Genomic DNA, 12680 nt, shown 5'->3' on the forward strand with positions numbered 1-12680 from the left:
AGTCCGACTAGTATATACGGGGGATACCCCGTCGGAAATCATTCTAGTCGGGCGAGCGATTGTGGTTGAGTTATTCGAATTCTGGTAATACTGTGCGCAAAGGCGACCGTTGGTAAGTGAGGCGGGGATCATCGTCGTTCTGATTGCTGGGGCACTCCGGCAGCACAGTGTTGTGACCCCGGGATCGGTGTGATGCGAAGCAGGGTAACTCGTCGACATCACGCCGACCACCCCGCCAGTGCCTTCGACCACACTAGCGTTCTACTGTAATGCCTCTCGCTGACCACAGAGTTACAGCAGAACGCTAGTACGGTTGAAGCCGGCACTGCTCGTCGTTTTCATCCGTGCTGATTTTAGATGACTGGCCGGGATTTAGACCAATCGCAACGCATCCTGCGTCACACTGTTGTGATGCTGGGGCTGGAGTGAGTGTGACGCGAAGCCTGCTCTTCTCGACCGCGAAGAAGTCCTAGAAGAAGGGCTGTTGGTTCGGGCTGTAGGTACACCATGCGGTAGGCAAACACAGTTTACAGGGTCGGAGTAGGTGGAACTCATATCGACGAATTCGTCGCCGATACTCACCGTCACACCCTTTCGGGGAGCCGACGTCACAACACCGTGACGCCGGAGTCTTCTCCGGTCCTATTCGTTTGTGGTCATGGTTGGGCGTCCTCGAGTTGGTCGTAGTACTGTTGGTAGTCGTTGAGGTCTGCGACGAGTTCTAGTTCGCCGTTTCGGCCACTGCGGAGCGTGAGTAGGTTTTGGTCGTCGCGTGGCCACCAGTCTTCGGTGTTGTCGTGGCGGGAGGTGAGTTTCGCGGTCCACTGCATCACTCGCTTGATCGTCTCATTTGGCCACTCTGCGCGGTCAGTCGTCTCCTGAAGGATGGTGCGGACGTCCGAGGAGGCTAGGACAAGTTGTGAGCCGCCATGTGTCTGGGCGTGGGTGCCGAATTTTGGGAAGACGAGTGTGGCTCGGGCTTTGTTTGCTGTGAGGTCCCCACCAGCCGTTCGTTCGGCGATCTTGCGTTCGATCGGCAGTTCCTCGCCATCGAATTCGCCGCGGACGATGACGTCGACGTTGCCGTCTTCAAGGTCGCGAACGCGTTCCTCTAGGTGGTCGAACTGGTCGGCTTCCACGCGATCGCGGATCGCCTTGTAGGGTTTGACCGTATTCCCGGCTTCAGTTGCAGTGATCGCGAGGTCCTTCGGATCCGGTCCCTCCCACTCGATCTCCGGCTGGGCCTTGAGGTCGCGTTCGAGGTCGGTTACGCGCTCCTCAAGTTCCTCGTCATCGGGTTTCTGGTCTTGGGTGGTCTCTGGTACGTGTGATTGCTCGAGTTCCCTCACGCGTTCGTCAAGGCGTTGATTCTCGGCGTGGAGGCGTTGAACTTCCTCAGTGAGCGTTTCGAACGCGGCTGCTACCTCGTCGTTCTGGAACTGGCGTTGGGCTTCCGTGACAGTAGTCGGCGTCTCAGTAGTACTCATCGGTGGCTTAGAAAGCAGGAATCGACTGAATCAGCGATACGAGGCTGAGGCGAGTGCGTGGTCGTCCAGTTGGGAGGTCGGAGGACTGTGTCTATGGCGGTGTCGGGAGTTGGCCTGTGGTCTGCTTGGTCACTAGTGTGCGCGACGAACGAAGGCTCGTGGTCAGCGTCGAACAACCACGCCTCAGTGCCATGGATAGCGAGTGTGGTTGTGGTCGTGAGCCTCGTGTGGCCGCCTGACTTGTCTTTGAGACTGGGGGAGGCCATCACTCATCACCACCGTCGAGTGTGTGGAGTTCGGTGACGAGCTGGCGGAGTATCTCTCTGGTTTCGGGTGGTGTTGAGGCGGGTTCTGTCCGAGGATGGATGGTGACCGGGAAGCCACCCTTGAAGGCATGCCAATCAGCGCCATCTCGAACTTCGACTCCAGGATAGGAGCGGATTGCGTACCGGGTTGCATCCCCGGAAACGTACGCGACGTGAATCCGCGGCTGATGCTCCTCGGAGTTGGTCGTGTAGGCGTCGCCGCGCTGAACTGCATAATACCGCTCCTCCGCAGGTGAGGAGTTGTGGATACCGAGAGCGATTTCGTCTCGGGTGTAATTACGCGGCCCGTGAATGAATTCTTCCGTGAAGAGAAGACGTGTTCGTTCAGGAGATCGCGGAGTGAAATTAGACTGCATTAGTTACCTCCACCATCTTGGCGACGATGGTCCCGACTGCCCCGATGTGGACATCGCTGCGTCTCATCGATGCAGTTTGGTTAGTCGAATTCTGTGCGTCGTCGGAACGCTCTTGTATATGTGAGATGGAATTCGTCATGGGCTTCGTACCATCCTACGAGGCTCCATGCGGGCCCGCTGTGGCAGCAGCGGGGTCCGCGACTTCTCCAAAGGGACCCACCGTGTAGTGACGGGTCCGCAGCTTGCCTCGTCATCAAAGTTAGTATTCAGCAGGAACTTAATTCTTTGCTAATTCCTAGTATCCATGTTCTGCTAAATTCCAGACACCTGATAATTTAAGATGTAGTCGGCGAGAGAACTGGTATGGGCGGACGGCCACCTGATACAACCGACAGAGAAATTCTCTCCATCTTCGCCGATACAGACGAGCCCGTTCTCTCTACTACAGAAGTTGCCAATACACTATCCTACAGTCAAGGTGGGACCTACAAACGGCTCCAGCAGCTCGGTGAAGAGGGACTTTTACGCTCTAAAATGATTGGCGACTCGAAAGCATGGTGGCTCACAGACGACGGACAGCACTTCCTCGAAGATACGGACGCCGACTTTGCTACCGACCTCAAGAATTAATACGGGCAAGATGTTTCCCACCCTGTAATTCCTAGACGTCAGCTACAACTCCTCGAACTCGTAGTAATCGAACAAATCCAGAGCAAGGCGGTTACCAGAATTGAGGCGAGAAAGGGCAGATATACCTCCCTGGTTCAGATGTAACAGCCGAGGACTTCTATAACTTCGCGGATGAAAGCGAGAGCTAACTAATAGTGAGGAACCCACAGTTTGAATCGAGATCCACCACCCAGTTACGCGATTGGGTAGGTGGGGCGTCCGATGACGCCGTCGGTGGCTGAGGCATCGTCCATGTGTAACCCGACGAACGTAGCCGTCCACGGACGCCATACGTGGACTTGCCTTTCTGTTGGTCCCGGTCGGGCGTCTGCTCCCCGACACGGACCTCAACTGCGTGATTCGGTAACTGTTCGAACGGCCCGTCCGCAACCACTAAACGCGGTTCTCACCTAGTTCGATGAAATGGTAGATTGGACGGAGAAGTACCGCCCGTCGTCGCTGTCGGAGGTCCGCGGGAACAACAAGGCCCGCGACGCGCTCCGGGAGTGGGCGGACACGTGGGAGGACCACCGGGAGGCCGTCATCCTCTATGGGAGTCCGGGCGTCGGGAAGACGTCGGCAGCGCACGCGCTGGCGGCCGACGAGGGCTGGGACGTCGTGGAGTTAAACGCCTCGGACCAGCGCACCGCCTCGGTCGTCGAGCGGGTCGCCGGCGAGGCCGCGAAGTCCGGGACGCTGGCGGGCGGGACCGGGGGCCGCAAACTCGTCGTAATGGACGAGGCGGACAACCTCCACGGGAACGTCGACCGCGGCGGCTCCGCGGCCATCACGGACCTCGTGAAGGAGTCCACGCAGCCCATCGTGCTCATCGTCAACGAGTACTACGACATGAGCAACAGCCTGCGAAACGCGTGTCAGGACATCGAATTCCGGGACGTCTCCAAGCGCTCCATCGTCCCCGTGCTCCGGGACATCTGCCGGCGCGAGGGCATCGACTACGACGAGGAGGCCCTGGAAGCCATCGCCGAGCAGAACTCTGGGGATCTGCGGTCGGCGGTCAATGACTTGCAGGCGCTTGCGGAGACCGAGGAGACGCTCACCACCGATGACGTGGTGATGGGTGAGCGCGACCGCACAGAGGGTATCTTCGATTTCCTCGATGACCTGATTAAGAACTTGGGCGCGCAGGAGGCGCTGGAAGCCGCCTACGATGTCGATGAGACGCCCGATGACCTCATCAACTGGGTAGAGGACAACGCGCCCAAGGACTACTATGGTGACGAGCTCGCGGACGCCTATGAGTTCCTCTCGAATGCGGACGTCTGGCTGGGGCGGGTGCGTGCGACGCAGAACTACTCGTACTGGCGGTACGCCACCGACAACATCGCGGCAGGTGTGGCGGCCGCCCGCCAGCACGACCATGGCGGCTGGACGCGCTATGGCCCGCCGTCGTATTGGCGGAAGCTCGGGTCCTCGCGGGCGACCCGTGAGAAACGTGATTACGTCGCTCGTAACGTCGCGGAAGTCAGTGGCACCAGCATGTCGACGGCGCGCCGCAAAATCGTGCCGTTCCTCGCGACAATGACCCATCACTGCAAGAATCGTGAGTTGACGGTGGCGATGACTGCGGCGTACGACCTTGACGCCGAACACGTCTCGTTCGTCACGGGGTCCGGGGAGACGACGAACAAGGTCCAGTCCATCGTCGAGGACGCCGAACAGCTGCGCTCAGAGCGCGCCGTCGAGCACTCCGGCGGCGCCTTCGAGGGTGAAGCAAGCTTCGACGAAGCGGACGAATCTAGCGAGGAAGCCACCGAGGACGAAGAGTATGAAGACAAATCCGGCAGCGAGGAGAGCGACGACGATCAGGCGGGCTTGGATGACTTCTTCTGACTACTCCGTTGAGGTGCGCCCACCTGCGGAGCCGCCAACGCCGGGAATTGCGACGCGCTTGCGAACCCATTCCATTGTCGTGGTCGCCGACAGCACGAGCAGGACGTAGACGACGGCTGCCAGCAGGAACAAGTCGAGGAAGCGGTAGTTGTCGTAGGCGGCGCTCTCGGCGGCGTGGTAGAGTTCGGCCACCGTGATGAACGACGCCAGCGAGGAGTACTTCACGAGGTAGACAAGCTCGTTGGTCCACGACGGAATTGCGAACCGGAGCGCCTGGGGCAACACGACGTAGCGAATGCCCTGCAGTTGGGAGAGGCCGATTGCGCGTGCAGCCGTTAGCTGGCCAGGGTCGACGCCCTCGATAGACCCACGGATGTACTCGGCCTGGTAGGCGGCACTGTTAATGGTGAACCCGATGATGGCGACCCATACCGCTTGCGCGGGGACGATGCCGCTGCCGACGAAGGGGATGGCATTGATCCACCCGGAGAGTGGGAGTGCGTAGTACAGCACGAACAGCTGCGCGAGCAGTGGCGTCCCGCGAATGAGTTCGATGAACCCAAGCGATATCCAGCGGGTAATGCGGCCGTACACGCGGGCGGCGGCCAGCGGCACCGCGAGCACAATCCCGAACACGATGCCCAGCGTCGTGAGCACAACGGTGAGCCACGCGCCAGCGGCGAGATCGGGGAGGTACGTCATCGCAAACGAGATGGAATCGAGCGCGCTTGCAACCCAGCCGACCGGCACGCCGACGATTCCCAGACTAGCCGCGGTGTCGCCGATGACGGAGGCGGCGTCTGCGACCGGTTGCGGGTCGAAGAACGGCTGGCCGGCGGGGACGAACACGCCGCCGAACCAGTCGTTGAGCAAGCGCGCAGAGAACCACACCCAGAAGGCGGCGAGGATTCCGTCCCGGACGAGCCGCTGCGTACTCCGGCTCATTGGCCGCCGTGGAGTTGGGTGAGGCGGCTGAGGAACGCCGCAGTGCGGTCGTGTTCGGGGTTCTCAAAGATCTGTTCGGGCGGGCCTTGTTCGACGAGTTTGCCCTCATCGAGGAACAACACGTCAGTCGCAGCCTGCTTCGCGAACCCCATCTCGTGGGTGACCACGAGCATCGTCATACCCTCCTCGGCGAGTTCACGCATCACGGACAACACCTCCCCGATAAGTTCGGGGTCAAGCGCAGATGTCGGCTCGTCGAACAGCATTAGCTTTGGGTCCATCGCGAGCGCGCGAGCAATGCCGACGCGTTGCTTCTGGCCGCCCGACAGTTCGGCAGGATAGGAGTTCGCTTGCTCGCGGAGGCCAACCTGTTCGAGTTGCCACGCGGCTTTCTCGACGGCCTTCCGCTCGCCCATATCAAGCACGCGCTTGAGACCGAGCGTGACGTTCTCGAGGGCGGTGAGGTGCGCGAACAGGTTGAAGTCCTGGAACACCATTCCGACCTGTCGGCGGAGATCGTTGGCGTCCATCTCGAAAATGGAGTTACCGTCGAGGCGGATGTCGCCGTCGTCGATGTCGGTGAGGCGGTTGATACAGCGGAGCATCGTGGACTTCCCGGAGCCGGAAGGGCCAACAAGCACCTTGACGTCCTGTCGCTCCATCTCGAAGGAAATCCCTTCGAGGACGCTTTCCTCACCGTAACTCTGGTAGACGTCGTCGACGTCGAGTAGTGGGTCTGTCATCAGTGGTTACCTCCGGGAATCGCGACGTAGTCATGGAGCTGCTCGATACCGCGGTTGACGGTGAACGTCAACACAAAGTAGATTAGCGACGCCGCCAAGAACACTTCGAGGGCAGCAGTCGTCTGGATGGAGAAGAGGTCGTAACTGCGCTTCAACAGCTCTGCGACGCCGATGGCGTACGCGATGCTGGTGTCCTTGAGAACGATAGTGAACTCATTCTGGAACCCGGGCACAGAGCGACGTAGCGCCTGCGGCAACACGACGTGGCGGATGGCGCCCAGCTTCGAGAGGCCGACCGCACGTGCAGCCTCCATTTGCCCGCTCTCGACGCTCTCGATGGCGCCACGGAAGATTTGGCTCTGGTAGGCCGCCGACCGTACACCGAGCGCGATAGTCGCGGCGGTAAATGCTGGTGAAATACCGCCCGCAAAGTACGTCAGCGAGATGATGACGAGGATAGGCGTACCGCGGACGACGACGCCAAGCGGCCGCACAACGCCCTTCGAGTACTTGCCGCCGTACGCCTCAACGACGCCCGCGGGCAGCCCGAGCGCAAACCCCAGCACCATGCTGAAGAACGTCAGTTTGACAGCGAGTATCGTCCCATTGACGAAGAACTGCCGCTGGCGCCAGACGAATTCCCAGTCGCCGAGCCCGGTCTGCAGCACGAGGGACGTCGGGTCCATCGCAGTTATTCGCTAGCGAACCACTCTTCGGTGAGGTCCGCGTACGTGCCGTTGTCCCGCACGGCCTGCAGCCCCTCGTTGAGGGCGCTCTGCAGGTCGCTGGCATTCTCGCGAACACCGAATCCGTACTGTTCACCGGTCTCGATGGTGAACGAGATGACGACGTTGCGGTTCGCGACGAACGTCTCTGCGACCGGCGTGTCGACGATCACGGCGTCGATGTTGCCGTTGGCGAGGTCCTGAACGGCGAGCACGTAATTCCCGTAGGTGTTTGCCTGCGAACTGCTGATGGTGCCGTTCTCGACGAGCGAGTCCATCTGGTCCTGGCCGGTCGTACCAGATTGCGCGCCAATGGGGCGGTCAGCGAGGTCGTCCTTGCTCCCGGGCCGGAAGCTACCGCCCTCACGAACGAGGACTGCCTGGTTGGCGTCGTAGTAGGGATTGCTGAAGTCGATGGTCTGGTCGCGTTCGTCGTTGATCGTCATCGCGGCGGCGGCGACGTCGATGTTGCCGTTGTCGAGCGCAACGATAAGCTGGTTGAACTCAAGGTCCTCCCAGCTTCCGAGTTCGTAGTTATCGGTCTGCTCGACGACCGCCGACAGCAGGTCGACGTCGAAGCCAACGAGGTCGCCGGAGTCGTTGACGAATTCGAACGGCGGGAAGCCGGAGGCGGTCCCAGGCGTGATGGTCGTGACTTCGTTGGCCGTCGTGGTGTCGGTGGTCGTGCCGTCACCGCTGGCGGTCGTCCCAGCGGTGGTCGAGCCGTCTCCGTCGCCGCCAGTGCAGCCAGCAACGGTCAGTGCAACGCCGGTACCGCCTACACTCTTCAGGAACGTACGCCGGTTGAATTCAGACATACAAAATCGATGCACGGGGAGGGACTTAAATACAACCGAACCTGACCGACGTCCACGCTACAGGGGGGCAGTCGTGCTCGTCTCAGTGGAACGTGCAGCAAGAATGAACAGCGCGACGACAACGGCGGTGAGCGCGTAGTACGTAAGTTGAACCGCAGCAGAGAAATGCACGACGCCAGTCCCGATGAGAATCTGGACGGTGACAACGGCAATCGTAGCCACCATCGCTTGCACGGCACGGCGGTTGTCACGGCGGTGCGCCCACACGAGCGCGGCGAGCGCGGCAGTGAACACGAGCAGTTCAAGCGCGTGGTGAATTAGTTGGACGCGCGTCCCGTACACCGCAAAGACGGTGTTCCGGGAGAACACCAGCGCCACCGGAATCACCGCAAGTCCAGCCAGCGAAGCAGTGCGAATGCTCCCGAGCCCGATACCAACGAGTTCACGCATTCTGAGTGTTGTGTAGACGAGCGTCCCGAAGATAGCGAGCGCGGCGAGGTGGTGGACGGCTTGTGTGATGGGCATGTACCCCCACGGAATGAGACCGCTGAACGTCACAGTTGTGCCGCCGAGAATCACCTGAATCGGCAGCAGGACAACGGCAAGCACGCCGCCGATTTTGACGTCGCGCTGGTCGAAGTTACGCCACGCGACGGCGCCGGTACCGAGGATGAAGAAACCGACAACCATCGCGAATCCGCGGTGGAACTGCTCGATGAAGTCATGAATCCGGAGGCCCAGCGGGAGGAGTTGGCCGTTACAGGTGGGCCACTGCAGCCCACAGGTTGCACCTGACCCGGAGACGGCGGTATACTCGCCGACGAGGATGAGCGCGAACGTCAACACACTCGTCACGGCCGCGAGCTGGTAGGAGCGGCGGTCCATACCTCGGATTTTTGGACGAGCGTACGTAGGCGTGTCGTATTGGGCGTGGGCACGGCCGACCGCGAGGACTCCAGGTGAATGCGAACGGGGAGCGCAGCGATCGACAAGAGAGCCTAGTACGACAAGCGGCGACCAGCGAGAGTCGCGAGCACAGCGACCGTCGAGCAGGGCGCCAATCGTGATTCTTCACACACTTGCTTCGACGGATGACGTAACAACATTCGACGCATTGGGATAGGTTTTTGCCCGTCGGTGCGGCAGACAACGACATGGGATTAGACGAGGACTCTCTGGACTACCACGCCAGCGACCCGCCGGGAAAAATCGAGATTTCGACAACAAAGCCAACGAACACACAGCGGGATCTCTCGCTTGCGTACTCGCCGGGCGTCGCAGCGCCGTGCCGGCACATCGACGACGACCCCGAGGACGCGTTCAAGTACACCGCGAAGGGGAACATGGTCGGCGTCGTCTCGAACGGCTCCGCCGTGCTCGGGCTCGGTGACATCGGCGCGCAGGCATCCAAGCCCGTCATGGAGGGGAAGGGCGTGCTGTTCAAGCGCTTCGCCGACATCGACGTCTTCGACATCGAACTCGACCAAGAAAGCGCCGACGATATCATCGAGTCGGTGGCAGCAATGGAGCCGACGTTCGGTGGCATTAACCTTGAAGACATCAAGGCGCCGGAATGTTTCGAAATTGAGACACGGCTCCGCGAGGAGATGGACATCCCCGTATTCCACGACGACCAGCACGGCACCGCCATCATCTCCGGCGCGGCACTCCTGAACGCCGCCGAAATCGCGGGCAAGGACATCGAAGACCTCGAGGTTGTCTTCTCCGGAGCGGGCGCCTCAGCCATCGCCTCCGCGAAATTCTACGTCTCGCTGGGTGTCCAGCGCGAGAACATCACGATGTGTGACTCCTCGGGCATCATCACCGAGGACCGCGACGTCAACGAGTTCAAACAAGAGTTCGCCAGCCCCGGCGAGGGCGGCGACCTCGAAGATGCCATGGAGGGCGCGGACGTCTTCGTCGGCCTCTCCGTGGGCGGCATCGTCAGCCAGGATATGGTTCGTTCGATGGCGGACAACCCCATCGTGTTCGCGATGGCGAACCCCGACCCCGAAATCGGCTACGAGGAAGCCAAGGCCGCCCGCGACGACACGGTCATCATGGCGACCGGGCGCTCGGACTACCCTAACCAGGTGAACAACGTGCTCGGGTTCCCGTTCATCTTCCGCGGCGCGCTCGACGTTCGCGCCACCGACATCAACGAGGAAATGAAGGTCGCGTGCGCGGAAGCACTTGCAGACCTGGCCAAGCAGGACGTCCCGGACGCTGTTGTGAAGGCGTACGGCGACCAGCCGCTGCAGTTCGGATCCGAGTACATCATCCCGAAGCCGCTGGACCCGCGCGTGCTCTTTGAGGTTGCGCCCACCATCGCGGAGGCCGCCATCGACTCCGGGGTCGCACGCCGCGACCTCGACCTCGAGGAGTACCGCGAGGAACTGGAAGCCCGCCTCGGGAAGAGCCGGGAGATGATGCGCATCATCCTCAACAAGGCCAAAAGCGATCCCAAGCGCGTCGCGCTTGGCGAGGGCGACGACGAGAAGATGATTCGCGCGGCCTACCAGATGCAGGAGGAAGGCATCGCCGAACCCGTGCTCATCGGCGACCGCGACACCATCGACGGTGTCGTCTCCGCGCTTGGTCTCGACTTCGAACCTGAAATCGTCGACCCTGACGAAGGCAGCCACGAAGCGTACGCCGAACGCCTCTACGAACTCCGCCAGCGCAAGGGTGTCACACGCAGCGAGGCCAAGTCGCTCGTGAAGCGCGACCCGAACTACCTTGGATCGACGATGGTCGAAGCCGGTGACGCCGATGCGCTCCTCACCGGTCTCACCCACCACTACCCATCGGCGCTGAAGCCGCCGCTGCAGGTCGTCGGCACCGCGCCGGACGCCGACTACGTCGCTGGCGTCTACATGCTGACGTTCAAGAATCGCGTCATCTTCTGCGCTGACACCACAGTCAACCAGAACCCCGACGCGGACGTGCTCGCGGAAGTCGCCGAACACACCGCCGAACTCGCACGCCGATTCAACGTCGACCCACGCGTCGCAATGCTGTCGTACTCGAACTTCGGCAGCGTCGACAACGAGGGCACGCGCAAGCCCCGCGACGCCGCACGCATGCTCCGCGAGAACTCCGACGTCGAGTTCCCCGTTGACGGCGAGATGCAGGCCGACAGCGCGGTCGTCGAGGACATCCTCGAAGGCACCTACGAGTTCTCCGAGCTAGACGACCCCGCAAACGTGCTAATCTTCCCGAACCTCGAAGCCGGGAACATCGGCTACAAGCTCCTCCAGCGCCTCGGCGGCGCCGACGCCATCGGCCCGATGCTAGTCGGCATGGACGAACCGGTCCACGTCCTCCAGCGCGGCGACGAAGTCAAAGACATCGTAAACCTCGCAGCCGTCGCAGTCGTCGACGCCCAACAGAACGGCGGCTAAACGCGCCGCGTTCCGTCACGCGACTCCTGTTTCAGCGCTTGCGCTGACGTTCGCCGCGACTGTTTCGATGGTCCCACTAGACGTGACGTACTTGATGTCGCCGTTTTCCACGAATAGCATCTGTAGTTCGCCGTTGTCACGCCAGTCGAAGCCGGCGACCGGTGCCTCTGGATGGCCATCGTCGCTAGTCCACAGCGACTTACTCCCATCGTCGTCCCAGAGTGCGAGGTTCCCGCTCCCGTCCACGCCCGGGATTCGTGCCGGCGAGGTTCCATCGAACTCACGTGGCGCACCGATACCAATTCCGTTGTCCTGCCCGACGCCCGAACCAGTGTCGTGCATCTGGTCACCATCGATGTAGCGGATTTCCTGAGACGGACCAGCGTACACGAGGTCGTCATCGCCGTCCCCATTCACGTCGTCAACGCCAGCGACTGCATCCGCCAGGACACCGCCGCTGTCGGTCGTCACCAAGGACGGTGATTCTCCCGGCCGAACTCGGTAGATGTAGTCATCGGACCTGTTCACGTAGTAGACGTAGGCGGTCGTCAACTCCTTCCACTCGCCAACAGCCAGTAGCGTCGATTGTATCTCGACGTCGCTGTCGACGAGCGTAGTGGTCCCGTCTACGTCGGCGAGTTTCAGTGCGTTACTCTCGTTCACGTACGGGATTTCCTGATGGCCGTCGCTATCGAAATCAATTTCCTTCGGACCGATAGCTGCTGCCGTTGCGTCGTACTGCGTGATGTCACCACTTGTATTGATGGAGCGGAGACCCCCGCTCTGGGTGGCAAACACAAGTTCGTTCTCGTCCCGGGTTGCGTTCCCGCGGGGCGTCCGAAACTTGAACACGTCGCGGGCGCCGGTTGGCGAGACGACGACTCGGGTGTCTGCGCGCGACTGCAGCGAGATGGCCGTGCGAACGCGCAGGAGATTTCCGGTGCCCCATGAATCGGCGTCGAGGACAGTCGTTTCGATGTCGGCCTGGTACTCACCATTCACGAGCACTGAGATGGTGTCTGGGTCGGTGGATAGTGTTGACCCGCCGACGTTCTTCACGTAGAGCGTGAGCGTCTCGGAGCTGTGATCGTAGATGGATTTGGGACTGCCGGCGTCGCTGACGATTTTGATTTCGGCGTCAATATCTTCGGCGTGTTGCTGGCTCTGGTCACCGAGTGCGCCGCCGAGTCGGGTTGCGCCTTCGGTAACGGTCCCCGCGACGGATGCGGCGACGAGGATGGCGGCGATGAACAACACGAGATGGGTGGACGAGACGGACGCCACTCACGCGTCCCCCCGGCGCCGTACGGACATACGGCGGTGTGGCCGATACTTGGAATTGAGTATTGTGGC

General features: G+C 61.2%; 11 protein-coding genes. 3 read left to right on the top strand and 8 right to left on the bottom strand.

The genetic code is table 11. The features are described from left to right. Positions 1–656: 656 nt before the first annotated feature. A complete protein-coding gene (locus LPA44_RS10175; protein WP_230889475.1) occupies positions 657–1487 on the bottom strand; it encodes a hypothetical protein in 831 nt (276 codons plus the stop codon). A 265-nt stretch (positions 1488–1752) separates the two neighbouring features. Then, entirely contained in the window at positions 1753–2169 is a 417-nt protein-coding gene (locus tag LPA44_RS10180) for a hypothetical protein (protein ID WP_230889476.1), read from the bottom strand. Positions 2170–2532: 363 nt separating this feature from the next. Here LPA44_RS10180 and LPA44_RS10185 point away from each other — a divergent pair, with 363 nt between their 5' ends. Then, positions 2533–2799, top strand: coding sequence for a winged helix-turn-helix transcriptional regulator (locus LPA44_RS10185; RefSeq protein ID WP_230889477.1), 267 nt, complete (start codon positions 2533–2535; stop codon positions 2797–2799). Between the two features lie 462 nt (positions 2800–3261). Beyond that, complete coding sequence (locus LPA44_RS10190) at positions 3262–4692, top strand: replication factor C large subunit (RefSeq protein WP_230889478.1); 1431 nt, start codon at positions 3262–3264, stop codon at positions 4690–4692. On the opposite strand, the gene LPA44_RS10195 is transcribed toward LPA44_RS10190, so the two are convergent. The 5 genes from LPA44_RS10195 to LPA44_RS10215 are packed head-to-tail and all read right to left on the bottom strand — an operon-like array spanning position 4693 to position 8808. Then, on the bottom strand, positions 4693–5637 hold the full coding sequence (locus LPA44_RS10195; protein WP_230889479.1) for an amino acid ABC transporter permease: 945 nt from the start codon (positions 5635–5637) through the stop codon (positions 4693–4695). Next, positions 5634–6380, bottom strand: a complete 747-nt coding sequence (locus tag LPA44_RS10200) for an amino acid ABC transporter ATP-binding protein (protein ID WP_230889480.1) — start codon at positions 6378–6380, stop codon at positions 5634–5636. Before LPA44_RS10200 ends, LPA44_RS10195 begins: the two co-directional genes overlap by 4 nt. After that, a complete protein-coding gene (locus LPA44_RS10205) occupies positions 6380–7066 on the bottom strand; it encodes an amino acid ABC transporter permease (protein ID WP_230889481.1) in 687 nt (228 codons plus the stop codon). The genes LPA44_RS10200 and LPA44_RS10205 overlap by 1 nt, the downstream gene beginning before the upstream one ends. A gap of 5 nt (positions 7067–7071) precedes the next feature. Continuing rightward, positions 7072–7923, bottom strand: a complete 852-nt coding sequence (locus LPA44_RS10210; protein WP_230889482.1) for a transporter substrate-binding domain-containing protein — start codon at positions 7921–7923, stop codon at positions 7072–7074. Positions 7924–7980: 57 nt separating this feature from the next. Further along, positions 7981–8808 carry a COX15/CtaA family protein gene (locus LPA44_RS10215; RefSeq protein ID WP_230889483.1) on the bottom strand — a complete coding sequence of 276 codons (828 nt, stop codon included), beginning with the start codon at positions 8806–8808 and terminating at the stop codon, positions 7981–7983. A 269-nt stretch (positions 8809–9077) separates the two neighbouring features. Between LPA44_RS10215 and LPA44_RS10220 the strand changes: the two genes are divergently transcribed. After that, positions 9078–11327 carry an NADP-dependent malic enzyme gene (locus LPA44_RS10220; protein WP_230889484.1) on the top strand — a complete coding sequence of 750 codons (2250 nt, stop codon included), beginning with the start codon at positions 9078–9080 and terminating at the stop codon, positions 11325–11327. Positions 11328–11342: 15 nt separating this feature from the next. Here LPA44_RS10220 and LPA44_RS10225 read toward each other — a convergent pair whose 3' ends face one another. Continuing rightward, complete coding sequence (locus LPA44_RS10225) at positions 11343–12611, bottom strand: hypothetical protein (RefSeq protein ID WP_230889485.1); 1269 nt, start codon at positions 12609–12611, stop codon at positions 11343–11345. Positions 12612–12680 lie beyond the last annotated feature (69 nt).

Origin of the sequence: Halobacterium sp. KA-4 (assembly GCF_021028995.1) — an archaeon.
In the GTDB taxonomy this organism is placed as follows: domain Archaea; phylum Halobacteriota; class Halobacteria; order Halobacteriales; family Halobacteriaceae; genus Halobacterium.

Excerpts from the sequence above, each read along its gene's own strand:
- LPA44_RS10175 (WP_230889475.1), bottom strand. The coding sequence starts at position 1,487 with ATGAGTACTACTGAGACGCCGACTACTGTCACGGAAGCCCAACGCCAG.
- LPA44_RS10180 (WP_230889476.1), bottom strand. The coding sequence starts at position 2,169 with ATGCAGTCTAATTTCACTCCGCGATCTCCTGAACGAACACGTCTTCTC.
- LPA44_RS10185 (WP_230889477.1), top strand. The coding sequence starts at position 2,533 with ATGGGCGGACGGCCACCTGATACAACCGACAGAGAAATTCTCTCCATC.
- LPA44_RS10190 (WP_230889478.1), top strand. The coding sequence starts at position 3,262 with ATGGTAGATTGGACGGAGAAGTACCGCCCGTCGTCGCTGTCGGAGGTC.
- LPA44_RS10195 (WP_230889479.1), bottom strand. The coding sequence starts at position 5,637 with ATGAGCCGGAGTACGCAGCGGCTCGTCCGGGACGGAATCCTCGCCGCC.
- LPA44_RS10200 (WP_230889480.1), bottom strand. The coding sequence starts at position 6,380 with ATGACAGACCCACTACTCGACGTCGACGACGTCTACCAGAGTTACGGT.
- LPA44_RS10205 (WP_230889481.1), bottom strand. The coding sequence starts at position 7,066 with ATGGACCCGACGTCCCTCGTGCTGCAGACCGGGCTCGGCGACTGGGAA.
- LPA44_RS10210 (WP_230889482.1), bottom strand. The coding sequence starts at position 7,923 with ATGTCTGAATTCAACCGGCGTACGTTCCTGAAGAGTGTAGGCGGTACC.
- LPA44_RS10215 (WP_230889483.1), bottom strand. The coding sequence starts at position 8,808 with ATGGACCGCCGCTCCTACCAGCTCGCGGCCGTGACGAGTGTGTTGACG.
- LPA44_RS10220 (WP_230889484.1), top strand. The coding sequence starts at position 9,078 with ATGGGATTAGACGAGGACTCTCTGGACTACCACGCCAGCGACCCGCCG.